The organism is Rhizobium sp. CF142 (assembly GCF_000281145.1).
GTDB lineage: Bacteria > Pseudomonadota > Alphaproteobacteria > Rhizobiales > Rhizobiaceae > Rhizobium.
Genome location: NZ_AJWE01000058.1, coordinates 1 through 25,563, shown reverse-complemented (window position 1 = coordinate 25,563; position 25,563 = coordinate 1). Strand labels below are relative to the sequence as shown.

Annotated in this window: 27 protein-coding genes; 10 read left to right on the top strand and 17 right to left on the bottom strand. The window is 61.7% G+C overall.

The window, feature by feature from the left end; genetic code table 11:
* The coding region (locus PMI11_RS14700) for an SDR family NAD(P)-dependent oxidoreductase (protein WP_007818303.1) at positions 1–591 on the bottom strand (591 nt) is incomplete at its 3' end.
* Between the two features lie 136 nt (positions 592–727).
* Here PMI11_RS14700 and PMI11_RS14695 point away from each other — a divergent pair.
* Entirely contained in the window at positions 728–1,315 is a 588-nt protein-coding gene (locus tag PMI11_RS14695; RefSeq protein WP_007818302.1) for a TetR/AcrR family transcriptional regulator, read from the top strand.
* 24 nt (positions 1,316–1,339) lie between these two features.
* Here the strand turns inward: PMI11_RS14695 and PMI11_RS14690 are convergent, their stop codons facing one another.
* Complete coding sequence (locus PMI11_RS14690) at positions 1,340–2,503, bottom strand: mandelate racemase/muconate lactonizing enzyme family protein (RefSeq protein ID WP_007818299.1); 1,164 nt, start codon at positions 2,501–2,503, stop codon at positions 1,340–1,342.
* A 178-nt stretch (positions 2,504–2,681) separates the two neighbouring features.
* On the opposite strand from PMI11_RS14690, the gene PMI11_RS14685 reads away from it, so the two are divergent.
* The gene (locus PMI11_RS14685) at positions 2,682–3,590 is read left to right on the top strand and encodes a LysR family transcriptional regulator (protein WP_007818297.1); all 909 of its coding nucleotides are present in this window, start codon (positions 2,682–2,684) and stop codon (positions 3,588–3,590) included.
* Here the strand turns inward: PMI11_RS14685 and PMI11_RS14680 are convergent.
* From PMI11_RS14680 to PMI11_RS14660, 3 genes are all read right to left on the bottom strand, one after another.
* Positions 3,580–5,277, bottom strand: a complete 1,698-nt coding sequence (locus tag PMI11_RS14680) for an FAD-dependent oxidoreductase (RefSeq protein ID WP_007818295.1) — start codon at positions 5,275–5,277, stop codon at positions 3,580–3,582. The genes PMI11_RS14685 and PMI11_RS14680 overlap by 11 nt on opposite strands.
* A gap of 10 nt (positions 5,278–5,287) precedes the next feature.
* Positions 5,288–5,593 carry a UBP-type zinc finger domain-containing protein gene (locus PMI11_RS14675; protein ID WP_007818293.1) on the bottom strand — a complete coding sequence of 102 codons (306 nt, stop codon included), beginning with the start codon at positions 5,591–5,593 and terminating at the stop codon, positions 5,288–5,290.
* A gap of 1,577 nt (positions 5,594–7,170) precedes the next feature.
* Positions 7,171–7,572: a GFA family protein gene (locus PMI11_RS14660; protein WP_007818290.1), complete on the bottom strand. Its 402-nt coding sequence runs from the start codon at positions 7,570–7,572 to the stop codon at positions 7,171–7,173.
* Positions 7,573–7,789: 217 nt separating this feature from the next.
* Here PMI11_RS14660 and PMI11_RS14655 point away from each other — a divergent pair, with 217 nt between their 5' ends.
* Complete coding sequence (locus PMI11_RS14655; RefSeq protein ID WP_007818288.1) at positions 7,790–8,029, top strand: hypothetical protein; 240 nt, start codon at positions 7,790–7,792, stop codon at positions 8,027–8,029.
* Positions 8,026–8,292 carry a hypothetical protein gene (locus PMI11_RS14650; protein WP_007818286.1) on the top strand — a complete coding sequence of 89 codons (267 nt, stop codon included), beginning with the start codon at positions 8,026–8,028 and terminating at the stop codon, positions 8,290–8,292. The genes PMI11_RS14655 and PMI11_RS14650 overlap by 4 nt, the downstream gene beginning before the upstream one ends.
* Positions 8,293–8,308: 16 nt before the next feature.
* Here PMI11_RS14650 and PMI11_RS14645 read toward each other — a convergent pair whose 3' ends face one another.
* From PMI11_RS14645 to PMI11_RS14625, 5 genes are all read right to left on the bottom strand, one after another.
* Positions 8,309–9,553, bottom strand: a complete 1,245-nt coding sequence (locus tag PMI11_RS14645) for a glycosyltransferase (protein ID WP_007818284.1) — start codon at positions 9,551–9,553, stop codon at positions 8,309–8,311.
* Between the two features lie 169 nt (positions 9,554–9,722).
* Positions 9,723–10,487, bottom strand: coding sequence for a sugar phosphate isomerase/epimerase family protein (locus tag PMI11_RS14640; RefSeq protein WP_007818282.1), 765 nt, complete (start codon positions 10,485–10,487; stop codon positions 9,723–9,725).
* A gap of 119 nt (positions 10,488–10,606) precedes the next feature.
* Positions 10,607–11,539 (bottom strand): glucosamine inositolphosphorylceramide transferase family protein, encoded by a 933-nt coding sequence (locus PMI11_RS14635; protein WP_007818279.1) that lies wholly within the window; start codon positions 11,537–11,539, stop codon positions 10,607–10,609.
* Positions 11,517–12,569 carry a glycosyltransferase family 4 protein gene (locus tag PMI11_RS14630; protein WP_007818276.1) on the bottom strand — a complete coding sequence of 351 codons (1,053 nt, stop codon included), beginning with the start codon at positions 12,567–12,569 and terminating at the stop codon, positions 11,517–11,519. Before PMI11_RS14630 ends, PMI11_RS14635 begins: the two co-directional genes overlap by 23 nt.
* A gap of 399 nt (positions 12,570–12,968) precedes the next feature.
* Positions 12,969–13,703 carry a glycosyltransferase family 25 protein gene (locus PMI11_RS14625; RefSeq protein ID WP_037071384.1) on the bottom strand — a complete coding sequence of 245 codons (735 nt, stop codon included), beginning with the start codon at positions 13,701–13,703 and terminating at the stop codon, positions 12,969–12,971.
* A 329-nt stretch (positions 13,704–14,032) separates the two neighbouring features.
* Between PMI11_RS14625 and PMI11_RS14620 the strand changes: the two genes are divergently transcribed.
* Positions 14,033–14,536 carry a hypothetical protein gene (locus tag PMI11_RS14620; protein WP_037071383.1) on the top strand — a complete coding sequence of 168 codons (504 nt, stop codon included), beginning with the start codon at positions 14,033–14,035 and terminating at the stop codon, positions 14,534–14,536.
* 161 nt (positions 14,537–14,697) lie between these two features.
* Positions 14,698–16,041 carry an NAD(P)/FAD-dependent oxidoreductase gene (locus PMI11_RS14615; RefSeq protein ID WP_007818272.1) on the top strand — a complete coding sequence of 448 codons (1,344 nt, stop codon included), beginning with the start codon at positions 14,698–14,700 and terminating at the stop codon, positions 16,039–16,041.
* Positions 16,042–16,062: 21 nt separating this feature from the next.
* On the opposite strand, the gene PMI11_RS14610 is transcribed toward PMI11_RS14615, so the two are convergent.
* From PMI11_RS14610 to PMI11_RS14600, 3 genes are read right to left on the bottom strand one after another with little or no spacing between them, the layout of a single operon-like run.
* A complete protein-coding gene (locus tag PMI11_RS14610) occupies positions 16,063–16,941 on the bottom strand; it encodes a hypothetical protein (RefSeq protein ID WP_007818271.1) in 879 nt (292 codons plus the stop codon).
* Positions 16,941–17,804 carry a class I SAM-dependent methyltransferase gene (locus PMI11_RS14605; RefSeq protein ID WP_051034583.1) on the bottom strand — a complete coding sequence of 288 codons (864 nt, stop codon included), beginning with the start codon at positions 17,802–17,804 and terminating at the stop codon, positions 16,941–16,943. Before PMI11_RS14605 ends, PMI11_RS14610 begins: the two co-directional genes overlap by 1 nt.
* Before the next feature lie 51 nt (positions 17,805–17,855).
* Positions 17,856–18,593 (bottom strand): carbonic anhydrase, encoded by a 738-nt coding sequence (locus tag PMI11_RS14600; protein ID WP_007818269.1) that lies wholly within the window; start codon positions 18,591–18,593, stop codon positions 17,856–17,858.
* 243 nt (positions 18,594–18,836) lie between these two features.
* Between PMI11_RS14600 and PMI11_RS14595 the strand changes: the two genes are divergently transcribed.
* Complete coding sequence (locus tag PMI11_RS14595) at positions 18,837–19,598, top strand: sulfite exporter TauE/SafE family protein (protein ID WP_007818268.1); 762 nt, start codon at positions 18,837–18,839, stop codon at positions 19,596–19,598.
* Positions 19,599–19,612: 14 nt separating this feature from the next.
* Here PMI11_RS14595 and PMI11_RS14590 read toward each other — a convergent pair whose 3' ends face one another.
* From PMI11_RS14590 to PMI11_RS14580, 3 genes are all read right to left on the bottom strand, one after another.
* Positions 19,613–20,422: a pirin family protein gene (locus PMI11_RS14590; RefSeq protein WP_037071382.1), complete on the bottom strand. Its 810-nt coding sequence runs from the start codon at positions 20,420–20,422 to the stop codon at positions 19,613–19,615.
* Positions 20,423–20,527: 105 nt separating this feature from the next.
* Positions 20,528–21,040, bottom strand: coding sequence for an AAA family ATPase (locus tag PMI11_RS14585; protein WP_007818266.1), 513 nt, complete (start codon positions 21,038–21,040; stop codon positions 20,528–20,530).
* A gap of 30 nt (positions 21,041–21,070) precedes the next feature.
* Positions 21,071–21,631, bottom strand: a complete 561-nt coding sequence (locus PMI11_RS14580; RefSeq protein ID WP_007818265.1) for a winged helix-turn-helix transcriptional regulator — start codon at positions 21,629–21,631, stop codon at positions 21,071–21,073.
* Between the two features lie 287 nt (positions 21,632–21,918).
* Here PMI11_RS14580 and PMI11_RS14575 point away from each other — a divergent pair, with 287 nt between their 5' ends.
* Positions 21,919–22,755, top strand: coding sequence for a hypothetical protein (locus PMI11_RS14575; protein ID WP_037071381.1), 837 nt, complete (start codon positions 21,919–21,921; stop codon positions 22,753–22,755).
* 46 nt (positions 22,756–22,801) lie between these two features.
* On the opposite strand, the gene PMI11_RS14570 is transcribed toward PMI11_RS14575, so the two are convergent.
* Complete coding sequence (locus tag PMI11_RS14570; RefSeq protein ID WP_007818262.1) at positions 22,802–23,278, bottom strand: Lrp/AsnC family transcriptional regulator; 477 nt, start codon at positions 23,276–23,278, stop codon at positions 22,802–22,804.
* A gap of 104 nt (positions 23,279–23,382) precedes the next feature.
* Between PMI11_RS14570 and PMI11_RS14565 the strand changes: the two genes are divergently transcribed.
* The gene (locus tag PMI11_RS14565) at positions 23,383–24,582 is read left to right on the top strand and encodes a diaminopropionate ammonia-lyase (RefSeq protein ID WP_007818260.1); all 1,200 of its coding nucleotides are present in this window, start codon (positions 23,383–23,385) and stop codon (positions 24,580–24,582) included.
* A partial coding sequence (locus PMI11_RS14560) for a Zn-dependent hydrolase (RefSeq protein ID WP_007818258.1) occupies positions 24,579–25,563 on the top strand: 985 nt, incomplete at its 3' end. The genes PMI11_RS14565 and PMI11_RS14560, both read left to right, overlap by 4 nt.

Sequence of the window (25,563 nt, the reverse complement as noted above, 5' to 3'; positions counted from 1 at the left end):
GGGGCAAGCCGATACGGCGGTGATCCCGGTATCGCCGAGCTCCGCATTGAGCTGGACCGTCAGCATGTTCAGCGCCGCCTTCGACGCATTGTAGCCGATGAGGCGCACGCCATAGAACGGCCAGCTCGGATCGCCGTTCAGCGTCAGGGAGCCGAGGCTGCTGGTCATGTTGACGATGCGCCCGGCCCCGACCTTGCGCAAGAGCGGCAGCATCGCCTGCGTAACCGCGAGTGCCCCGATGAAATTGGTCTCAACTTCCCTGCGCACGGCATCGAGCGAGGCCTTGCCGGGGGCGCCGTCGGTATAGTCGGCAATTCCGGCATTGTTGACGAGAATATCGAGGCGGCCATGCCCGGCATCGATCTCGGCAGCGGCGGCAGCGATGCTCCCGGTGTCGCAGACATCGATCCGGATGAACGACACATTAAGTCCCTGCGAAGCCAGTTCGTCTGCCGCCGATCGCCCGCGCTCCGCGTCACGCGCGCCGAGCAGAACAGTCACGCCGGCTTGGGCGAGCTGTCTGGCGATTTCATATCCGATACCCTTGTTCGCGCCGGTCACGAGCGCGATGCGGCTGGAGCTGTCTGTCATCTGAAGACCCTTGAAAATCCCGTTCGTTGCGAGCAGGCTGAAAATAAGAAGGATTCCTCAGGTTTTGAATTCGCATATGGTTTCCGCCCAGACATCAGCTGCAAATGCCCGCAAATCACCGCGTCAGGCGCGGTCGGTGAACACTGTCGAGGCAATTTTCGAAGCGACGATTCAGGTTTTGATATCCGACGGGCCGGGTGATCTGACGACCACCCGTGTCGCGGAAAGAGCCGGTGTCTCCGTCGGCTCCCTCTATCAGTATTTCCCGAACAAGCAGGCCCTGTTCCACGCCGTCAACGAGCGCTACCTGACGATGCTGGCAGAACGCGTGGAAGCGGCCTGCCTCGCCCATCGCGGCGCTCAGTATGCCGAGATGGCCGATGCGCTCGTCAGCACCTATATCGAGGTCAAGATCGAGCGCCGCGACGTCACGATCGCCCTCTACCGCGCCGCCGCCGAAGTGGACGTCGCCGAGATCGTCGAGGCCATGTCGCAGCGCATCGAAACGGCGAGCCAAGCCATGTTCGCAACCGCCCCGGATGCGAAATTCGCCAATCTCTCTACGGTCAACGTGATGATGCTGAACGTGCTCTGCGGCACCGTCCGCAACGTCTTCGAGCGGGATATGTCGGAACTGCTCATCGACGGCGGATTGCGGACGCAACTGACGCTCATGTTCTGCACTTATCTGGATGCTGCAAAGATTCCGATGCCTGAAGCTTAGCCTTGTCAGGCAATCGCCGGCCTTTTACTCCGCCAGTTCCCGCATGACCTTGATGAGGTCTGACTTGCCCTCGAAGCCGATGCCGGGCAGCTCCGGCATGGTGATGTGGCCGTCGATCACCTGGACGCCATCGGGGAATCCACCATAGGGCTGGAAGAGATCGGGATAGCTCTCATTGCCGCCAAGGCCGAGACCAGCCGCGATATTGAGCGACATCTGGTGGCCGCCATGCGGAATGCAGCGCGAGGGCGACCAGCCGAATTGGCGCAGCACGTCGAGTGTGCGCAGATATTCGACAAGCCCGTAGGACAGCGCGCAATCGAACTGCAGGTAATCGCGATCCGCACGCATGCCGCCATAGCGCAGCAGGTTGCGGGCGTCCTGATGCGAGAACAGGTTCTCGCCGGTTGCCATCGGCGCATCGTAGAATTCGGAGACGGCCGCCTGCAGCGCATAATCGAGCGGGTCGCCGATTTCCTCGTACCAGAAGAGCGCATAGTCGCGCAGCATCTTGGCATAGGCGATGCCGGTCTCAAGATCGAAGCGGCCGTTCGCATCGACGGCAAGCTGCGCCTGCGAGCCGATCTCTTCGAGAACGGATTCGATGCGGCCGCGGTCTTCCTCGATCGAAGCACCGCCGATCTTCATCTTGACCACGGTGTAGCCGCGGTCGAGATAGTCGCGCATCTCCCTGCGCAAGGCGCTGTTGTCCTTGCCGGGATAGTAATATCCGCCGGCGGCATAGACGAAGACCCTGGGATCGGCTTGCCGGTCCTTCATATCCGCCAGCAACCGGAAGAGCGGCTTGCCCTCGATCTTGGCAACGGCATCCCACACCGCCATGTCGATCGTGCCGACTGCAACCGAGCGCTCGCCATGCCCGCCGGGCTTCTCGTTCTTCATCATCGCCGCCCAGATCCGGTGCGGATCGAGATTGGTGCCGGCATCGTTGACGAGACTGTCGGGTGCAGCTTCCAGGATACGGTCCCGGAAGCGCTCGCGGATCAGTCCACCCTGCCCGTATCGCCCATTGGAATTGAAGCCGTAGCCGACCACGCGCCGCCCGTCTCTGACGACATCGGTGACGACGGCCACAAGGCTCGCCGTCATCTTGCTGAAATCGATATAGGCGTTGCGGATCGGCGAAGCGATCGGCTTCGTCACTTCGCAGACATCGATGATGCGCATGGCAGTCTCCATTCTTCAGATGCTGATGTTCTAGGAGACAGGCGCCCTGTCGTCCAATGCTGATCCGGGCTCTTTCAATGCCGATACGGCATAGAGAATCTCAAAATTGCTTGAAATAATCGACGGGATGCCATTTCTTTGATGCCATAAAAGCATCACCAAAAACGGATCGACATCAGTGGAAACGGCCTGGCTTGCCGACCTCAAGGCACTCGCGCAAAACCTGAACTTTTCGCGCGCCGCCGAAAAGCGCCATATCACGCAGCCCGCTTTCGGCCGCCGCATCAAATCGCTGGAGGACTGGTGCGGCGCCGAACTCGTCGATCGCTCCACGCACCGCCTGAAGCTGACCCCTGCGGGCGAAGCCATGCTGGCAGCGGCCGACGATGTCACCGCCCGTCTGGAGCGCGCCATCAGCGAAATCGAACAGATGCGGGCTGCGACCTCGACCGTGACCTTCGCCGCCACCCACGCACTGTCATTCATCTTCTTCCCGGGCTGGATACAGGCGCTCGGCCACGCGGCATCGACCATGCCGATCCGCCTTCTCTCGGATAATATGAACGAGTGCGAGCGCATCATGGCCGAGGGCCGCGCGCAATTCCTGCTCTGCCATGACCACGAAAACAGCCGCATCCGCCTCGACAGAAACGCCTATCGGCATATGGAACTCGCCACCGACCGCCTCATCCCCGTCAGCGGCCGGGATGGAAACGGCAAGCCCCTCCACATCCTCTCCAAAGGCAGGGATCGCCCGCTCCCGCACCTCGCCTTCGAGGAAACGTCCGGCATGGGCCGCATCCTCTCATCGGCGCTCGCAGCCCGCAGCCATCAGCTTGGTCTGACGCCCGTCTTCACCTCGCATCTGGCCATGGCGCTCAAGGCTCTCGCCATCGAAGGCAAGGGCATCGCCTGGATTCCCGAAAGCCTTGCAGCTGACGAGATGGGACCGTCAGGAAGGCTGGCTCCGGCCGGCTCGGCGGATTGGGCCGTCGATGTGAAGATCGTGCTGATCCGCCCGCGCCAGCGCATGAGCGATGTTGCCGAGAACTTCTGGAGCTTGGTGCAAGCGAAGCCTATTTCATAAGTGCAGATTGCCTGAGCGCCGCGTGAATATCGCTGACGACGGCAGCCCCCTCGCCGACAGCAGCCGCAACCCGCTTCGTCGACCCGGCCCGGACATCACCGATCGCAAAGACGTTCGGCAGACTGGTTTCCAGTTGCAGGGAGCGCCTTCCCAGCTCCTCTTCGACATCGGGGCTGAAGGTCGTACCTGTCCTGATGAAGCCCCTGTCATCCGTCTTGATACGGCACTTGATCCAGTCCGTATTCGGGTCGGCGCCGATGAACATGAAGACGCGGCGAAGATTGTAGCTCATCCCGGACTGCGCCCTGATATCCGTGATGGTTGCCGCCAGGCGACCATGCAGATCTTCCGACAGTGCTGTCAGCTCGCATCCGAGATGCATCTCCACGTTTGGCAGCGCCGCTATGCGATCGATCAGATAAGTGGACATGGTTTCGGTCAGGCTTCGGCGGATCACCAGGTGGAGACGCCGAACCCGCGGCGCCAGGAATGCGATCGCCTGGCCGGCCGAATTGCCGCCGCCAACGAGCGCAATATCGTCGTTTTCGCACAGTTTCGCTTCGATTGCGGATGCCCAATAGGAAATGCCGGCGCCCTCGAAGCGCGCTATGTCGGGAATATCGGGCCTGCGGTATCGCGCACCTGACGCAATGACCACGGTTCGCGCCTTGACCGTCCTGTCTCCGCCAATCCGCAATACCATGGGGTCGGTTCTGCGTTTGCCGGCCGGGGCCGGAACGAGCTCGTCGACATCGAGCGGCAAGGCGATCTCAGCTCCGAATTTGAGCGCCTGATTGAAGGCGCGGCCCGCGAGCGCCTGACCTGAAATTCCGGTCGGAAAGCCGAGATAGTTCTCGATACGGGAGGAACTGCCGGCCTGCCCGCCGATCGATCGTGCATCGACGACGATGACGCTGAGCCCTTCCGATGCCGCGTAGACCGCAGCAGCCAGACCCGATGGACCTGCTCCGACGATCGCCACATCGTAGACGATTGCCGGATCGAGCTCCGGCGTGATGCCGAGGCAGCAGGCAGCTTCAGCGTCTGTCGGATGTTTGAGTACCGTGCCGTTGGGGCAGACCATGAGCGGCAATTCGCTCGCCAGTATCCCAAGCCTCTCCACCAGACCCCGACCTTCGTGGTTCGACGCCGCATCGAGGACGACATGAGGGTAGCCGCTTCGGGTCAGAAAGCCCTGCAGGCGAACCAGATTGGGCTCTCCGGGATTGCCGATCAGAACCGAACCGGCGCCGCCGAAATTGATCAGTTCCACACGCCGCAGGATATAGGCGCGCATGATGATCTCACCGATATCGGCCGATCCTATGATGAGAGCCTTCAGATGCGCCGCATCGAATGCCAGCGCCACACATCCTTCCGGCCCGGCACGTCCGCCTGCAAGCACGGGCCGTCCGGAGAGCTGACTGACCTCTCCCGAAAATTGCCCTGTGCCATGGCTCGTGATCAGCGCTTCCGGCATCGACAGCCCGTCGTGCCTGAAGACATCGAGGCGGCCGGAGAGGATCAGCCATGCGGGCGAATGCCTGTCACCGATCTGGGACACGATCTCGCCGGGGGCAAAGGTATGCGGGCCAGTGCTGGCAAAGCGTGTCGCCATTTGAACTTGTGCGGCACTCAGCACCGGAAACATCTGGTGACGGCGGGTTTCGAGGCTGTCGGAGCTCATGTCGGCACGCTCAATAATAGTAGCGCGGGATCGGGCCGCGCTGCGGCGTCTGATCCGGCAGTTCTACCATCGTCTCGTCGAGATAGCACCAGCCCCAGCCCTCGGGCGGATCGTACCCTTCGATGATGGGATGTCCCGTGGCATGGAAATGCGCCGTCGCATGCTTTCCGATGGACTGGTCGCAGCACCCGACATGGCCGCATTCCCGGCAAAGCCGAAGATGGACCCATTCCTGCCCGTCCTCCAGGCATTCCTCGCAGCCCAGCGTCCCGGGCTCCACGGATCGAACGGCTGCAACATGCTTACATCCCGACATCTGGTTCTCCTGTGGTTATGAAAGTCCGCGCCTGCCGGAAGGAAGATAGATCAGGAGACGATTTTCTCTATCATACGCAGGTGTAGAACCATATTTTCGTCGACCGGTATCCGGGGCGAGACGGCGTCCTCAATGCACGCGAAGCAGGTTAGTTCAGCTTCCGCTAGAAAATATTGCCACGCTGTGACCGCGGTCACTATCGAAAACAGCCGCTGCTTGTATTTTGCCCCCGCTGGATGCTGCACCTACCAGCTGGAGAAGGGTCTCCGGGCCCCACTTGGCGGCCCTTCTCATTTTTCTCGCTGACGATAGTGGCGTAGCACCCTCCCGATCACCGAAACATCTCGCTCTGACCGCCGAGCCTGCCGCCTTTTCGCACGGCGCTTGCTGCATCCGGCTGTGTGTCGGAGGGCTGGTCGCTGAACCACGATACCGTGAACAGAAGAAGCGCAGCTGCCATCAGCGGCGGGCCAAGATAAACGATCAGGAGGGAATGCAGCGGTCTCACAGTGGTGTGTTTTCAGGTTTCTTGGTTGTTGTGGAAGCTATCAAGGCCATCGCGGCCGGTGGCGGTTGTTGTCATCGGGCGTTTCCGGAGATCGCCGTGATGTCAGTTGAAGCAAGAGAAATAGTCCGGGAGTGCGAAGCATTCAACGTGAGATAAAGTCCCTGGGCGCTATAGTAGGCTCCAACCCACATCAGCAGGCCGAGCTGAAGCGCAATGATAAAGCAGTAAATCCTCATGGGCCCCTTCGGAATCAGCTTGAATAAAGCCAAAACTTCGGATTTATTCTGCGCTCACTGGCACATAATAACTTCCTTATTTTTTCTGTTATCGCAAAGTTAGCCGATTTACTATTGTCACCCACATAGCAAAAAGGTGGAAAAATAGGTCGAACGGATAAAACGGGTAACATCGAAAGAATTATACTTGCCGCTCCGCCAGCAGCGCATTGGTCCTCACGAGCCCGCATCATCGACCAACCTGCTTCCGCATCCCCGGTGGCAGCGGCATCGCGGTTTAATTGTTCGGGGCTTGCCACGCGAAGGCGCCGTCGCGGCGGCACTGAGCTGTTTGGCCGTCGATCGAATCAATCAAAGGTAGCGGTTTACTTCATTACGTGATCGGATGCCGGCCGGAAGGGACGAGGGACGAGCGCCCCTCGCATCTGCAAACGGCTGGTTTCACCGGCTGTTTTCGCTGGGTATGGCGCATCCGCCGGAAGGTGATTGAACCTTTGGCGATCTGCCCAAATCATCAGAACGAGCGCATGTTGTACCTCTGGGCCTGACCGATGTTTGGGCCAGATGCTGGGGGGGCATGAAATGCGCGATTTGATGTCAAACTTCGAAGAAGACCATCGTAGTCTCGGCTATGGTTCAGAGGCTCCAACGCATGGAGAACATGGGTTTTCCTGGGTCCATGCGGTCGCGGCGATTTTAATCCTGTGCGCTGCGATCTTTATCGGAGGCCACGGACTGGTTTAGCGCAATTCCAGCAAGGCGTGCGGCGGTTCTTTGAAAAAGCGGAAATGCTCCAGCGCGCTGTCATCGACAGCCCGAAACATGCCTGGCCGTCAGAACCAGAGATCACGCACGCACCGCCCTTTGGACGGAAGGTCGTCAAACGTATCCAGCCCGTCGAAATGATCGATCGGCAGATCGGAAACGAGATCCGGCGGCGCCAGGCGCAAATTGACCGCCATGCGCCGGCGCCCATCTCTGTTGAGCCTCAAGCCGCGCCAGCTGAGCACGCAGGCGCAAGTCGGGCAGAACAATATTTCCAGGGACGACGTCTCCCGGCCGGTCCGCGTATAGGAGCCGGTCTCGCCATTCATGCTGATCCGCTCGCCCTCGTAATCATAGGCCCACAGCGCTCCATAGCGCCGGCAGAGCGTGCAGTTGCACGCCGTAATCGAGCCAGGATCGCCTTCCAGCGTCCAGCTCGCCTTGCCGCAATGACATGAGCCGATCAGCATCAACGCACCGTTTCATCCCTGCCTGTTTCGATGGGTGTATCTTGCCCCAATCACGTGATGTCCGCAAACGGCGCCCGATCCAATTCTCCTCTCCGCGCTCAGCCTGACCACAGCCCTTGACTCCCGTCAGAATGAGAACATAATAAGAACATTCTTGGCGCTGCGGTCGCCATCCCGACAATCCTGAACTGAAATGCTCTGCAAGGAGAATGAGAACATGCGTCCGCAATTGGCCCCAAAAACCGATGGTGATGTGATCGGAAACGAAGATTTGAGCTGGGAGGTCGAGGCTGTGCTCTCCTGGCACGACGAGGATGCCAAGGCCGCCATCGCCACGCTTCTGCAGGACTGCCGCCACCTGCGCGAACAGCTTGCGCTTGCCGAAGGCGCCATGAGCCGGGGCATGACCCGCGGCTGGCGGCCGACCTTCGACAGGTCCTCCCTTGAGCGGACATGAAACACCGCCGCAGCATCGATCTCGTCGCCAGCCATGAGGAGGTCGCAACCGACAGGGAGACGCTCGCCACCCTGCCGCAATGGTATGTCCTCCACGCCCGCTGCCCGGCCTGCCAGCACGAGACGAGGATCGACCGGCGCATGCTCGCCTACCGCTATGGCAAGGACATATCGCTGGCGAGGATCGGCCCTCGCCTGAAATGCATCGGTTGCGGCAACCGCACGGGAAACCAGTTGCTGCTCGGCAGGCTGCCGCGCGATTGACCGTGTTTCCTGCCGCTTATCTGCTGGCCGATGCAAGCAGCAGCCTTGCCGCCACCATCGCTCCGTCGGTTCGGATCGTGAGAGCGACGGCCGCAGCGCGCTTACACATATCAGGCTGCAGCGCCGCCGAAAGCGCGACGGAGAAGGTCTCAGGTGTCGGTATCGTTCCCTCATGCGCCACGCCGATGCCGAGTGCTGCAACGCGGCCAGCCCAATAGGGCTGGTCGGCAATCTGCGCCACGATCACCTGCGGCACGCCCGCCCGGCTTGCCGCTGCCGTTGTCCCTGCTCCGCCATGATGGACGATTGCCGCAACCCGCGGAAAGAGCGCCTGATGATTGGCCTCGTCGATGACGAAGCAATCGCTTGCGCCCTCATCAGGCACCAGCCCGGCCCAGCCGCGTGACAGCACCGCACGCCGCCCCTGAGCGCGGATCGCCGCAAGGATCACGCCCGCAGCATCCTTCAGCGCATGCATCGGCATGCTGCCGAAACCGACATAGACGGGCGGCTCGCCAGCATCGAGAAAGGCTTCCAGCGCCGCCGACAGCGGCCGGTCGTCATCGAGCATCCAGGCGCCCGTCTGCACTGCGTCGACCAGATCCGTCGCAAGCAGCGGCCCAATCACCGGATCGGCCGCAAGCAACGGCCGGCAGGTCAAAACCGGATCGCGCACATTGTCCACCGGCGCCATGCCCATCGATGCGCGCAGCCGATTATAGGCTCCGCCGAAGATCACATTCTTCGTTTCGATATCATAGTCCCAGAGAACCCGGTTGTCGGTCACGCCGGGCGGATGCGGCCGGCCCTTGAATTCATGCGGCTTGTGATGATGCGACGGCAGGAAGATCGGGCAGAATGTTGCCCCGAAATAGCCGATGCCGGCCCGCTCGGCCACCAGCTGTGCTGCCGCCATCGCGGGAAACAGCCCTGCCGCGACGATGAGATCGCATCCTTCCGCAACCGCTGACAGCGCCTCGAACTGCCCTGCCAATATCCCGGCCGCCCGTTCCGAAATGCCATCGGCGGAGCGCTCTCGCGTATTGCGCTCGGCGGTCTTCATCACCTCGCTCACCCATTGCCGCACGGGCGCATTGGCCGGCGCCAGCGGCACGCCGAGTGGATCAAGCAGCCCGGCAAATTCCGCATCCGGCGGCGCGCAGACCACCGCCTCGGCACCTGTTGTCTGCAAGGCAACCGCCAGCGCCGCCAATGGCTGCACATCTCCCCGTGATCCGTATGTGGATAGCAATAGACGCATGCTCATCTCCCGATGCTGTTGATCAGGTTGAGCGTTCTACGCCCCCTTCAGGGTCTTGCCGCAAGTCCCCCCTGCGCCATATCTAAAGGCATAGCAGGGATGACGATTGTTCCCGGCCGCATCTTTCCCCCACATTTCCAGCGATCAGCGGCAAGCAAAGGCCGGTGTTCTAAGTCACAAACCGGCTGAGATAGGCATAGCTGCGCGCTGCAAATTCGAAGGGCAGCCGTGGATTGTCGTGCTCGACGACGAAGAGCCGCGCCCCGCTTGCGACAGCCGCCTGCCACAGCGACGGCCAGACGAGCACGCCGGAGCCGACATTGGCCCAGCCGCCTTCCTCCGGATCGACATTCTCGGGCGCCTGATCCTTCACATGCACCGAGACCAGCACATTGGCATAGCGCCTTATCCATTCGACCGCATTCGGCTGCGCGCGCGCCAGCCACGCAATATCCGCCTGCCAGGTGAGCGGGCTGCCTTTGGCCGCCTCGAACATGATCTCGAAGCCGTAGCGGCCGCCAATGGTGCGGTCGAAGCCTGCCATCATGTTGTGATAGCCGAGCACGATGCGCGCTTCCTTCATCTGTTCCGCAAGCGCGCCCAGCTCATGGCCGATCCGCTGCCATGCCGCCTTCGTTTCTTTCATCGCGGAAGGTGCCGGATGCGGAACGAAGAGCTGCCCGATGCCGCATTGCTGGCAGGCATCGACAAAGCGCTGCCGCTCGCTGCGCAGCGCCTCCAGCCCGACATGAGCCGACGGTGCCGTCAGCCCATTCCTGACAAGCCCGGCCTGAAGGATATTCGCGTCACGCAAATGCCCTTCGAGCGGCTCGACGGCGCCAAAGCCGGCGCTCGCCGCCTTGTCGAGCTGCGTGCCGAGATCTCCGAGGCCGCGCATCGAATAGAGCTGCAACGACAGCATCGGCTTCGTCATCGCTCATCTCCAGACCGTTGTCGCCCTTGCCGGCAAGGCATCCCGACCAATCCTCCGCATCGAATCCGAGGACAGTTTCACCCGTGTCGGCGCAGATTGCGAGGGCAAAACGGTCGATATCACCCCAATGCCGATAAGGCGGGCTTCGGCAGCAGCTTGCGTTTCAGGTTGACGATATGGCGGCCGAAGGATCGGTCGATACGCTTCACATCGATCAGCGTCAGGTCTCCGCAGGCAGAAAATGTGTGCAGGCCGTCGGGGTAATCGGCAGCGGCGAGACCGCCGGTCAACTGGGCCGGCAGATGCGCGCAGGTCACATGCGTCTCGCTGAGCAGGCTGAAGCGCAGGAAGCGCAGGCCGCCGCCATAGCTGACGCTGCAGTCCTGAACCGGCAGGATGATCTGCCCATCGGCGCCGATAAAGGGCGTGCCGCCCGGCCGGGCGCCGGAGCGATCCACAAGAACCGGATTTTGCGGATGGGTCTTCCACGGGCCGGTCAGGCTGTCAGCAAAGGCGATATGCAGTTCGCGCTGGTCGCGCGCGCCGGCCCCGACAAGCGTGTAGAACATCCACCACTTGCCCTCATGCTCGATCAGGCAGGCCTCGGCAGCGGGCAAATCGGCCAGGAGCACCGTTTCCCGCACCCAGTCATCGGGGAACGAGCGGGCGCGGTACAGCGCAACCTCCCCCGCCTTATGGCTTTCCGGCATCATCAGCACCTCGCCATCCTGCTCGATCAGGAAGGGATAGGAGAGATGAAAAGGCTTGGTGAGCACCACCGCCCTGCCGCGCCATTCGAGCTCCGGCCCCACCAGTTCGTGGCGCTCGATGAAGCCATGCTTGGTGTGGTAATCATAGGCCTCCACGAAGACATGCAGGCTGTCGCCCTTCTTCACGGCGAAGGGATCGGCGAGATATTTCCACGGCCCCGGATCGGGCAGCCATGTGATGCGGTCGGAACAATCCGCCAAAGTCTCGGCATCGAGCAGCGCCTCGGCGGCTGCAGGCACGATGCCGACCTGCCAGAAATCACTCTTGGGCTTCAGACGCATAGATCAACCGCGGCTGATCGATGTCGGGGCCAGCTTGGACCGCTCCGCGGGCAACCCGGGAATAGAAATCGAGAACATTCGCAATACCTGCCGAACGAGAGAAAGGAGCCAAGTCGTAGCCTACGCGCGACAGGCGGACAACCGGCTGTTCCCGCAGCACATCGGCAAGCGCCTCGGCGAGCGCCTCGACAGAGCCGGGCGCGACCAGCGTCACCGGATGCTCACGCAGATATTCCGACGGGCCTTCGGCGGCCGTGGCTATGATTGGCAGCCCCTCATGCATGGCTTCGAGGATCGCAAGCCCTGCCGATTCCTCGCGCGACGGCGAGACGAAAAGATCCAGATTGCGCAGGAACCCCGGCACATTGTTGCAATGGCCGGGCAGATGGATGCGGCTATCGCCCTTGGCGAGCTTTTCCAGCGGGGCGCGATGCGGCCCCTCGCCGACGATGACGAGGGCGGCATTGTCGGGTGCCGACTGCCGGAAGGCCGACACCAGCACGTCATATCCCTTGCTGAGATGCAGACGCCCGACGCTGCCGACGAGCCGTGTTTCCCGCGGCAAATTCAGCTGCGCACGCAGGTCGAAGCTCTCGGCGAATTTGACATCAGGCACCCAGTTGGAAATCAGCGTCGACTGGCCGTCAAATGTGCCGAGCCGCGTCGACTGGGCGGTGTTGACGCAGATCACCCCGTCGAGGCAGGCATGCTGCTTGGCCTTGTAGCCGACATGCAGGGTCGCGATCCTGGCGACGCCGTCGGGCGCTGCGGCAAGCGCCTTGCAGCCATGGCTGAGATGCCCATGCGCGATCTCGATCCCTGTCCTGTCCATCAGGCGCCGCAGCCTCAGGCCCCGCAGAAACGGGATTGCGAAGCCGTGGAAAACAACCTCTTTCGAGAGCAGGCCAGCGATCGGCGAGCCGTATCGTCCGGCAACGTGAACCTCGTGTCCAAGAGCAGCCTGCCCGTTGGCGAGGTCGGCACAGTATCGTTCCGATCCAGCAACTCTGGAGGAGAACAAGACATGCATGATTTTCAACCTTGGAGATGCCGCCTTATTGGCAGCCTCATAGGCACGCGGGTGCAACTCACCCACGAAATCATTTCGAGCGTTCAATATACACCTCAGACCAATGGCCGATCGAGTTGAGATGTTGCGGAACACTACTCGATAGCTTCGGGCGAAGGTCTACATTGCCGAATTGTAATAGACAAGACTCGGTAAACATACGGATTCGTAAGCTTTTCCGTCACAGAATGACCATTTTTGGGGTAAACTGCTGACGTATCTCTTGAAAATTATGACAGTACTATGAAGTACAGTAATTAGATCCAAGTAACCCGATAAACTGCCCAAAAAGCCTTGAGCCGGACCGTGAAACAACAGTAAAGCCGCCACGATCACAACCAGGCCTTCCGCCTGAACGCCTTACTTCTTCAATGCGTAGCTGAATCGGCGGGCAGTCTCCGCGATGCGGATCGCATAGGTCGGCAATCGCCTCCACCAGGGAAATTTGGTGGCCCTGTAGACGGATCGTGTCCCGATATTCGAGCCGCCCTCTTCCACGACAGTCACATTCTGACGGGTCGTATAGACCCGCGCTCGGGATGCCCAGCCGCGCTCCAGTTCGATATCCCAGGGAAACCGCATGACGCCGATCGTCTTGAGAAGCTTCAGGGCGCCCATCCGCGTCACCGCATAGCAGGCCGCCGACCCTTGCGGACCATGCGTTGCCCGCCCGATCTCATCCCCGGCAGCCGAGGTGGCGACAGGCCTGAAGCCGACGATGCGGTGATTGAAGAGCTTGATCACATCGGCACCGGGCACCGCCGCAAGTGTCGCTTCGGCGCGCACAACGAGGTCGGCAGTCAAAATGATATCGTCCTCGACGATGATGCAGGCGGCCTCGCCCGTTTCCAGAAAAGCTGCGAGCACCTTCAGGTGGCTTCGGTAGCAGCCATATTCGCCCGGCAGCATGGTCCGGCCATTATTGCGCTGAAAGGCGCGCTCATCACAGGCCGTGCGCTGATCTGCGGCAACCTCCCGCCCATCGACGCCGGCAATGCGAACAAGGTCGAACTGCAGGGCCTTGGCCTGATCGGACAATGCATTCCACCGATCCGTGGACCGGTCGAGATTGATCACATAAATGCTGATGCTCATCGTCCAACCAGGGTTTCTGCTGCTCAGGGCCGCCATGGGAGCCCTCGCATCGGGACTCCCGTCGAAAATGCCCGCCTAGCATTTCTCCCGCCGACTGCGCAACCTGGCGCCCCGGGCAACTGCGCTAAGGCCAACCGCCCCCTACCAGCGCCGATGTCGCCACCTTCTTGCCGATCCCCTGCCGATGTGACCCATGTCGCCTCCTTTAACGACTCCAATGCTATGCTGCCGCTCCGCCGGCAACCCACCTTGTCAGCATTGCGTGGTGACGCTCTGTTAAGCTCGCAGCCCCCAAATAGAGACAGGAATCATCGTTGAAAGGCGCGTAGATGATCGGCATCGCGGCGGCATTGCTTGCAACATTATTGGACCCCATAAACTGGGTTATGGCTTTTTTGGTTTTCTTGTTCACGGGATGGAGCGAGAGAAAAGTTCGGTTTTTAGCTGTCGCTATTGTATTATCTACAATAGCGACGGTTCTGATAGGTTCCGCTATCGTTCGATATCAAATATATAAAGACAACGAGATTGATCATTCATTCAACCTTTTTGACGATGCTCATGTTAATCAAATAATTGATCTCGATGGCGAAGAATTTGTAGACGTTTTCAGTGAAAATGTATTTCAGGCTAAGAAATCGTATTTGGAGACTCGCGACAAGGATTGCCGCGTAATATGGAACGCATTCCTGGATAAGGGCGATAGTAGTGCTGCTGTCGGGCGGGTATGCAGTGTCGGCCACGCTGCAGTCACCGCTGCTTCTCAACTGATCTTGGTCGGAGTTGCGATGACTCTGGCAGGCCGCATCGCACGCCGACGAATCAGTCGATAGCCACCCCTTACTCGTTTTGCCGGGGAGTTGTCGAACACAACACCGACCAGAGTCTGAAACGCGAGGAGTTGCCGCATACGGCGGGCACTGAGGTTCCGCTTGTCGTTTGGGTTCCGGACATGCAATCGTTGGCTCACCGGTCAGACTTCAGGATTTACAGCTTGCCTACCTTCCCCTTCTCCGTCGCCGATCCCATCCAGCATCATGGCCCACTTCCGAAAACCTCCGACGTCGTGATCATCGGCGGCGGCGTCATCGGTGTCACGACGGCGCTGTTTCTGGCGAGGCGCAGGATCTCCGTAACGCTCATCGAGAAGGGACGCATCGCCGCCGAACAGTCCTCGCGCAACTGGGGCTGGATCCGCAAGCAGGGCCGCGATGCCGACGAGCTGCCCATCGTCATCGAAGCCTGCCGCCTGTGGAAGGAGCTCGCGGCAGAATGCGGCGAGGATATCGGCCTCACCGAGACCGGCGTCACCTATCTCGCAAACTCCGACAAGCAGATGGCCAGCTTCGAAACTTTCATGAAGCTCGCGAGCGCCTACGACCTCGACACCCGCCTGCTCGACAGCGGGCAGACGGCCGCCCTCTTCAAGGGCATGTCCCGCAAATTTGCCGGCTCGATGACAACGCCATCGGACCTGCGCGCCGAGCCATGGCTCGCCGTGCCTGCCCTTGCCCGGCTCGCGGCCCGTCTGGGTGTGACCATTATCGAAAACTGCGCGGCGCGAACCCTTGATATCTCCGCCGGCAAGGTGAGCGGTGTGTGGACCGAGGCCGGCCGCATCGAGACCTCGACAGTGCTCGTCGCCGGCGGCGCCTGGTCGTCGCTCTTCCTCAGAAACCATGGCGTCTCCATCCCGCAGCTTGCTGTCCGGGCCACCGTGGCCGCAACCGAGCCCCTGGCCGAAATCCACGCAGGTGCCGCAGGCGGAGCGGATGTCGCCTTCCGCCGCAGGCAGGATGGCGGCTACACGCTGGCGCCGGCAAGCCACCGCCTCTATCTCGGCCCCGACGCCTTCCGCCACGCCACGAAATATATGCCGGCGCTCATGGCCCACCCCTTCGGCACCCGCTATTCGCCTGCAGCGCCCGAAGGTTACCCGGACAGCTGGTCGACCCCGCGCAACTGGACGGCGGATGCCGAGAGCCCGTTCGAACGGATGCGCGTCCTCAACCCCGCCCCGGAACAATCCAGCCTCGATGCCATCAGCCGCAATTTCCAGCGCCTCTTCCCGCAATTCGAAACCGTCCGCCTGAAGACGACCTGGGCCGGCATGATCGACGCCATGCCCGACATCGTGCCCATCGTCGATCGCGTGCAGACCATTACCGGGCTCTTCGTCGCAACCGGCATGAGCGGCCACGGCTTCGGCATCGGTCCCGGCATCGGCCGAGTGGTCTCAGACCTGATCCAGGGCAACGCGCCCGGCCACGATCTCAACCGCTTCCGCCTCTCCCGCTTTGCCGACGGCAGCCGCATCCGGCCGGGACCGGCGATCTGAACGCCCGCGAAGCATCGTTGCTCAGGGACAGGCGTCCCCACGCGTCTCGCTCGACGGCACCGGTTTTGTCAGGCCGCAGGCGACAGACGTCAATGCGGGAAAGTTCTCGGCTGGACCCAGCGCATGGAGGACGAATGCCGTGATGGCAACGCCTTCGCGTTCCGCCTGGCGGCTGGTCGCCTCAGCGGAACTGCCCCATACTCTCCACACAGCGATCAGATGCTGCCTGATTGGCGTGGCCGCAGTGCAGAGGGTTGTTTCCGAAGAGGCTTCGGCATCGCAGACAACCGAAGTCTCCATGGGCTTCAGCGGCATTCTGTCGAGATGGTCCGAGACCGTTTCGCCGCTGCCGATCGAGTAATTTCGGAAGGTATTGAGCTTCCTGTCATCAGCGAGAAAGAACGTATTCTTCGGCATGGCCCGCTGCAGCGGCGCCGATGGATCATTGCAGACGGACCGCGACCATTGGCGGCTCAGGTGCAGGCAGATACGCCGGAATGGCGCGTCGGAATCGTCCCATCCATATGGCCGCACAGTGATTTCCAGTTTGTCGATGACCGGCGCGGTCTCCGGGCTGCCTGCAGTCTTGCGGAACGCCTCCAGCCGTTCTTCTGCCGCCTGGCGGTCTCCTTTTCTATCCAATGAAAAGGATGGCTTCTCGGCAAGACCTGTCAGGGCGACAAAGGGAACGATGAGCGGCACGTCCCCGACAACGAGATAGGCATCAGAGGCAAGGAAGGCGACTTCGGCGTCGGAATGACGTTTTGGCGATGGCGGTGAGCAGGCTGCCAGAACGGCACCGGCCATCAGGCAGGAGGACAGGATCGGTAAGACCGCGCGGCGAAATATCATCCCGTTGAAATGCAGCATGGAGGTTGCGATGGCATTACTATAAACCATCAATTGTGGAAAGTTCTGGGTATGCCTTCGCCCGTCGGCCGGTAGCGGCCCGACATCCGCCTGGCGATGAAAACCGACGTCGTCATGTTCCTGGTAACAACACCGCCAAAATCGCTCCGCGCCAGATCTTCCAGTGCGTCCAGCAACGCCTCGCGCTTCTCCACCTCCAATGCCACGACATTCGAATAGGTGGCATAGAGCCGACGCAACGCGGGCGGATCGAGCGTCAGCGTCCACTCGAACATGACAGGCGGATCGCAACGGAATGAAGCCTCTTCGAAATCCCTGAGCCGGGCGTCGCTGTCGAGCCCGTAAGGCGTCTGCGTCGTCCCTCCACCGGAGGGGCTTGGACGATGCCCGATAAAGAGATGCGCACTCGCCTCATGAAAGGGGTCGGGCCGGATACTGTCGCCAAAGACATTCCAGATCAGAGCCACGGCGCCGCCATCGCGAAGCAGCACATGGATACGCCGCAGCGCCGGAACGGCATCCAGCCAATGAAATGCCGTCGCACTGACGACAAGATCGTAGGATTGCGGAACCTCGTTCAGGTCTTCGAAGGTTTGCTCGATAACCGCGAGTCCGGGGCGATGCAGCCGCGCCTGCAGGAATTCTGCAAGCCGCCTGTCCGGCTCGACAGCCAGAAGCCGCTGCGGCTCCTGTTCGAGAAGATGTTCCGTAGCAAGCCCGGTCCCCGCCCCGATCTCCAATATCGAAATACCGGATCGCAATCCGGCCCGCTGCCGCAACACATCCCACACCACCGGCGGATAAGGCGGCCGGGCTAAATGATAGTTTTCAGGGCTCAGTCCAAAGGCTTGTCTGCCGAATGAACGGGCAAGGGTGTCACCGGACATGGCGATCTCCGCGCTGATCGGCGTAGACCTATCCCATTCCGCAAGAAAGCGCACCCACTAACCAAGCAGCGAAACGACACCGCTGGCGATGTCATAGCGCGCCGCTACGACCTTGAGTTTGCCCTCCTTGGCAGCCCCTGCGATGACTGTCGAACTTCGGCTGATCAGCGTTGCCTGCATCCTGGCATTGGCATCGATGGCCGCCTCAAGGTCGTTGCCTGCGGCATTCACCGCCGGCCAGATCGGCGCATAGAGGGCGCCGATCTGGCCGGGCACGGCCTTGCCGTCGATGGTGGCCTTCACCGCGCCGCAGTTGGTGTGACCGAGAACCATCAGAAGCCGGGCGCCAAGAACGGCGACACCATATTCGAGGCTGGCGATGATCTCGGGCGTGGCGATATTTCCCGCAACACGCACAACAAAAAGCTGGCCGATGCTCTGGTCGAAAACAAACTCCACCGGCACGCGTGAATCGGCGCAGGAGAGCACCGCCGCGAAAGGCTCCTGCTTTTCCGCCGCCTTCGCCTTGAGGATCGAAAGATCTTCATTGAGGGATTGCAGACGCCCATCGATGAAGCGCCTGTTTCCATCCATCATCGCCTTCAGCGCGTCATCGGGCATCAACGTGCTCTGTGCCGATGCGGGCCCGGCGGATGAGACGACAGCCCCGGCCGCTACTGCCGCCACACCTCCCAATGCACTGCACAGGAAGCGGCGGCGCCCCTGATCTTCAGGAACATCAGGACAGCCGCCGCAGCCGCAAGCCACGCCGGGGTTTTCCGTAAAACCATGCATCTTCCCCTCCCAAGATTGACAATGCCGAAACCCAAGACCCCACCTCCGCATGGCAACGCGAGCCCCAGCCTTGTGCAAGTCGCCCAAACGGGTGAGGCGCGACCGGACTTTGCCCGCGCGTCCCTCGTGGCGTCATCTCTCCGGAATATTTCGCAACGCGAACGGCTCGAAGCCATCGGCGGCTTGTCCTCGCAATACCCCTGATGCATCGAAAGACATATCGGGGAGATCGGGAGCAAGCCAATGACACCGGCAATCGTTTTATTGCTGTTTGTATCGGGCATAGCGGGCGGCGTGATCAATGCGCTCGCCGGCGGCGCCACGCTGCTCACCTTCCCCGCCATGCTCGCAGCCGGCCTGCCGCCCGTCACTGCCAATGCCTCGAATGCGGTAGCGATCGTGCCGGGCCATCTGCTCGCCATCCTCGCCGACCGCCGCAAGGTACTGCCGCTGGATGCAAAACTCTGGTCGTCCGTCCTCGTCTGCCTGATCGGCGGCGCCATCGGCGCGCTGCTACTGCTTGCCTTGCCCGAACGGCTCTTCGTTCTCCCGGTTCCAGCCCTAATCGGTATTGCCACCCTGCTCTTCCTCTTCTCGCCCCACATCGCCGCTTGGGCGGAGGCGAGGCGCGGCGACGCCGAGCCCTCGCGCGGTCTCGGCCTTTCCGTCCTCGGCCTCTCGTCGATCTATGGCGGCTTTTTCGGCGCCGGCCTCGGCGTCATCCTGACGGCGGTGCTCTCGATTGCCGATCCCAACGACATTCGCCGCGTCAAGGCGCTGAAAAACCTGCTCGCCACCTCGGTCAGCATGGCGGCGGTCGTCATCTTTATCGCTGAGGGCGCCGTCCACTGGCCCGAAACGTTGACGATGCTGTCAGGCGCCCTGGTGGGCGGCTATCTCGGTGGCACCCTCGTACGCGTGCTGCCCGCCACCATCGTCCGCTGGTTCGTCATCCTCACCGGGACAGTCATGACGGTCGTCTACGCGGTGAAATACTGGAGCTGAGGCCCGCCCTATCTTCACTTCCGCAGCCACAGCCACTTCAACCCTTGCCACCGTTTCGCGAGGCGGATCACGACAGGCGGCGGGATCTTCCTGGTGTCGGCCATCGTCCCCTGCCTCGTGACGGGAGACCGGGGATCGAGCAGGAAGGCCACCATCACGCAGGCGCTCGTCGCCTCTGCCGCCAATATCTCATCCGATAGCAGCAGACCTTGCTCACCTTCGCCAAACGCCTGCCCGCCGGCGAGAATTGCGCCGCTGAACACATAGAAATAGAGGTCGCACCCCTGCTTATGCGGGAAGTCCACCCGCGCGCCAGCCTCCAGCCGGATATCGAAGAAATCGATCCGGTTGCGCACGAAAAAGGGCGCATCGCCCCCTTCCGGCCCGACAAGGTGCCGCCAGCGATTGGGCATGATTTCGGGCATTACCCCATACTGGATGCCGGGTTCGAGATCGACAGCATCGGGCCGCACGAGGATCTGCAGCATGCGCAGCGGCGGATCGGAGGCCAGCGTTTCCTCGGAGTGCCAGAAGCCGCACCCGGCATTCATCACCATCAGATGTTCGCTGTCGCAAACCAGCCGGCCGCGGGCTCTGTCTTCATGGCGCATCACGCCTTCAGGCACCCAGGAGATGATCTCGTCATTGCGGTGCTCGTGCATGGCAATGAACCGGCCCGGATGCAGAATGGATTCGACCACCATCGCCAGCGGCCCATGCCCATGATCCCCAGGCTTCGGCTTCACCCATCCCGGCATGTTGATATGAGCGACAAACCCGCCCATGTCGCGCACGACGAAGGTTCGTTCCCCCTTGAGCAGCATCGCGTCCCCCTTGCCTGCAAGCAGTGACGATACCGCTCCATTAGTGCCCCGATGCGGCTCAAGGTCAATCAAGCAGACCCTCGGCAGGTTCATGTCCCGCCGTTGTTACTGACGCCGGCCGGCTCCTAGCTTTGACATCAATTCGGCAACGGCTTGATCCACGCTTTGCTTCGCAGTGTCGACAACGATGGGCCTCTGCCCCCAGTCGTCATAGTCGCGCGTGACGATCTCTTCCCAGCTCGGCTTTCTCAGCCCCGGAACATCGCTTGCCCGCGTCTCCACCCGGCGGCGATGCTCATCCTGATCCGAGCAGATGATTTCGACCTCGACGGCCGGCGCACCTGATCGCGCTGCAACCGACAACCAGGCATCCCGCGTCACCTTCAGGGAATTCACGGAGTCCGCAACGACGATGTTACCGAGCCTGAGATTGTCTTCGGCAATCCCGTATCCGACCATATAGCCTGCCGGGCCGACCTCCGAGCTCAACATGCCCGAAGCCCGTATGTTCTGCTCGATCGTATCGATACGCAGATGGACGGCCCCAAGCTCCTTCGCCAGGGCACGCGCAATCGTCGTCTTCCCCGAGCCCGGCAAACCGCCGAAAATGATCAGCATGAATTGGCACCTCCCGCTTGCTGATGGACTTCATGAATTCGATTTTTGCGCATCCGTTGCCTCGCCCGAGGCAGCAAGAATATCGTCCAGCGCCTGACGACGGTTCGCGGCGCGAGACAATCGCCAGCGAACGGCGTCATCCGCACCATCGCCTTCCTTGATCTCGAGATCCACCGGGCTCACCGCTTCGCCGGTTTTCTGATCGATGAAACCCCAGCGTATCTCAGCGCCCGTCTTGCGATTGACGAACGTCATGGGCGGTCCCGAAGCGCCCGATATGCCGAGGCTGTCGCCGATCTGGGCGAGCACCGGCATGATGGGCGCGATTTGCCAGCCCTTTCGGGTCAGAAGATATTCGAACCTTTCCGGGTTCACCTGATAGCGCCGCCGCTCGATGAGACCATTGGCTTCCAGATGCTTCAGCCGGTCACTGAGCGTCGCATTGGTCACGCCGGAGGACTGGCGAAAATCCTCATAGCGGCTGAGGCCGCAGACAAGATCGCGCAAGATAAGCAAACCCCACCGATCGCCGATCGCCGCCATGACGCCGGCGATCGAGCATACCATTCCATCGAAACCCTTCGAACGCATCGAACCCTTTCCGGAAGCCCATGGAATTACCGGGCTCCTCTCATCATGAGAGCCACATTAGTTTGCCGGAATGCTCGATTCAAGAAAGCTTGGCAGCCACCGAGCCTGCGACAAACCGGACCGACAAATCTCTTGTTGTACATTAACTCTTATTATAAGAGTTGCTAATGTCATTAGAGAGTGACACGCTCCCATTGACCGCAGCCATGCGGATCGATGCCCGATCCATGTCGAGCCCGGATCGCTGCAACACACTACCGGTTTTGCCAAAACGGGAGGATCTCACATTGGCGCCGAACACAACCCCAACCTCCATCACGCCGACACTTGCATTCGCCGGCAGCGCAGCAGCAACAGCCCTCTGGTTCGCTGCCCTTGTCGCAGTACCGGAGCTTCAGCGCTCGGACCTGTCCATCATCGTCGCGCGCATCGCGGTGCATCTCATCGTGCTCGGCGGTACCTGGGCAGCATTGTCGCGCACCTCCTTCATCACGTCGGAGCGGACATGGGCCTGGCTGGCGATCGCAGTTCCGCTGACCCTCTGGCACGGAGCAGCCTGGTTTATCGTCGCCCATGGCCTTCTCCTGCCGGGAGCAGTCTCAATCCCGTTGCTGCCGCTGATGATCGTCGTGCCGACGGCCATCGTGATCACGCTTTTGTCGCGCTCGGACCGGATCGGCGTGCTGCTCGATGTTATGCCCGTCAACTGGCTGATCGGCCTCCAGGCCTACAGGGTGATCGGCGGCGTGTTCCTCGCCAACTGGCTGGCCGGGACGACGCCAGGCGTTTTCGCCCTTCCTGCCGGCACGGGTGACGTGATCACCGGACTGATGGCCTTGCCGACAGCGGCAGTGCTCGCAAGCGGCCGGCCAGGCAGCACCCGGGCGGCTCTGTTCTGGAACCTCTTCGGCATAGCCGATCTGGTCGTCGCGGTCACGATGGGCGCCCTTACCACGCCCGGCCCCCTGCAGCAGCTCGCCCTTGATCACCCCAATCTGACGACCGGCACCTACCCAACCGCCATCATTCCGGCCTTCACCGTTCCCACGTCTCTCGTCCTGCACGCCCTGTCGCTGCGCCAATTGCTGAGGCGCACGCGAGGCGCGGCGACAATTGCCGTGTGACAAATATCTCCGGGCCTAAGGCGCGATCCACTGGCCCGGAGCCTCCTCAGATAGGAACACTCAGACCCACCTTGATCCTGTCCATGGCGACGAATGTCCGAAACCGCTTCACATTATTGTTGCCGAAGAATAGCCGCCGCGTCAGCGCCTCGTAATCGGCCATCGCGGGCACGGTGATGACGAGCACGAAGTCGGCTTCCCCCGTCACGTAGTAACACTGCTGGATTTCCGGGGCGGCGGCGAATTCGCGTTTGGCTGCCTCGATCTGCTCCGCCGTTTCGCTAATGACCTCGACCTCGACAAAGATGGTGATCGCCTGGCCGACGGCGGCCGGATCGATCACCGCGATATTGGCCTTGATGACGCCCTCCTCCGTCATCCGCCTGATGCGCCGCTGCACGGATGGCGCCGACAGGTTGACGGCCTCGCCGATCGTCCTTTGCGGCGTGGTATTGTCGCGCTGGAGGATCTCAAGGATCTTGCGGTCGAAGGCATCGAGCGCGGATGTCGAAGAGACAGGCATGGGCGGCGGCCCTCATGAAACAAACTTGCAAAAACGGCTCTTAATATCAGCGCAATTTTCGCCGGCACTGCAATATGTTTCCATGAAAGAGCAGCGAGGCCTTCATGTTCATCCTCAACACGACAAGCGATTATCGACATCAGCTCGAAGCGACAGATGCCGATACGCTCGGCATTGCCGCTGCCGCAGGCGTGGAAGACCACCTGCGCCACCGCGACGACAATGCCGAAACACCGCTCGTCTCCCTGCCGGCGCTGGCAGCCGCGTCAGGCGTTGCCGCGATCCATGTGAAGGATGAGGGAAAACGCCTGGGGCTCGGCAGCTTCAAGGCGCTCGGCGGCGCCTATGCCGTCATTCGCCTCGTTCTGGAGGCCGCCGAGGCAAGACTCGGACGCAAGATCGGCATGGCCGAACTGCACTCTCCGGACGTGCGAAAAGTCGCGGAAGCCATGACCTTTGCCTGCGCCACCGATGGCAATCATGGCCGCTCGGTCGCCCAGGGTGCATCCCTCGTTGGTGCGCGGGCGTCGATTTTTGTCCATGCCGGTGTAAGCGACGAACGCGTCGCCGCGATTGCCCGCTTCGGCGCCGAGATGATCCGGGTGGCGGGAAGCTACGACGACTCCGTGAAGGAAGCCACCCGCGTCGCGAAAGAACGCGGCTGGACCATCGTGTCCGACACCTCATGGCCCGGCTATGAGCGCATCCCCGGCCTCGTCATGCAGGGTTATACGGCGCTGGTGCGCGAGGCGCTGAAACAGATGCCGCAGCCGCCCACCCATGTCTTCATCCAGTCCGGTGTTGGCGGCATCGCCGCTGCCGTCGCAGGCCATCTGGCGATTGTGCTCAGGCACCAGCGTCCGGTCTTCACCGTCGTCGATCCCGCCCGTGCCGCCTGCCTGTTCGAAACCGCGCGTGCCGGCCATCCGGTCACCATTGCCCATGGCGAACCGACCGTCATGGCGATGCTGGAATGCTACGAGCCCTCCCTCGTCGCCTGGCGCATCCTGTCGCGCACCGCCGATGCCTTCATGACCGTCGATGAGGAGGATGCGATCTCCATCATGCGGCAGCTTGCCAACCCCTTGGGCAGCGATCCCCCCATCGTCTCGGGCGAAAGCGGCGGCGTCGGCCTTGCCGGCCTGTTGAAGGCGCTCGCCGATCCCGATGCGAAAGCCGCCCTTTCCCTCGGCGCGGATTCGCGCATCTTCGCGGTGAACACGGAAGGCGCCACCGACCCCGGCCGATATCAGGAAATCGTCGGCCGCTCGCCTGACGCGGTCCTGACGCGAGGTGCAGCATGAGCAACATCTCCATCGATGCATCGAGGCTCCTCGGCCGGATCGCCGAACTCGGCGCGATCGGCCGCGATGCGGATGGCAGGCTGGTGCGCCTTGCCGCCTCCGACACGGACAAGCTCGGCCGCGATCGCCTCGTCACCTGGATCGAAGCTGCCGGACTGGAACTCGCCATCGACCGCATCGGCAACATTTTCGGCATCTGGGCGCCCGCTGGCACAGAGGATCGCCCGCCGCTGCTGCTCGGTTCGCATATCGATACAGTCATCGACGCCGGCATCTATGACGGCTGCTACGGCGTGCTGTCGGCCCTCGAGGTCATCGAGACGCTGAAGGCATCAGGCTTCACCCCCTCTCGCCCTATCGCCGTCGCGGCCTTCACCAATGAGGAAGGCGTGCGTTACGCGCCCGATATGATGGGCTCGCTCGTCTATGCCGGCGGGCTTGATGTAGAAACGGCGCTTGCGGCAACAGGAACCGACGGTTCACTGCTCGGTGACGAGCTGAAACGTATCGGCTATGCCGGTGAGAAAGAGCCGGGTTTCCTGGAGCCCCACGCCTATATCGAACTCCATATCGAGCAAGGCCCGGTGCTGGAGCGCGAGGGCATCCCGCTTGGCGCGGTCGAAAACCTGCAGGGCATTTCCTGGCAGCGCGTGACGATCGAAGGTGACGCCAACCATGCCGGCACCACGCCGATGACGATGCGTCGCGATGCCGGCCATGCGAGCGCCCGCGTCATCACCTTCCTGCGCGGGCGCGCCATGGCGTCGAACACGCCGACGGTCGCGACCGTCGGCTGCATGGAATTCCAACCCAATGCCATCAACGTCATCCCCTCGCGGGCAATCTTCACCGTCGACCTGCGCGACCCGGATGAGGATCGGCTGAGAGAGGAAGAGGCAGCCCTGGCCCGTTTCCTCGAAAGCCTCGCTGTCGAAGAGCAGGTTACGATATCGGCGGAGCGGCTCGCCCGCTTCGAGCCGG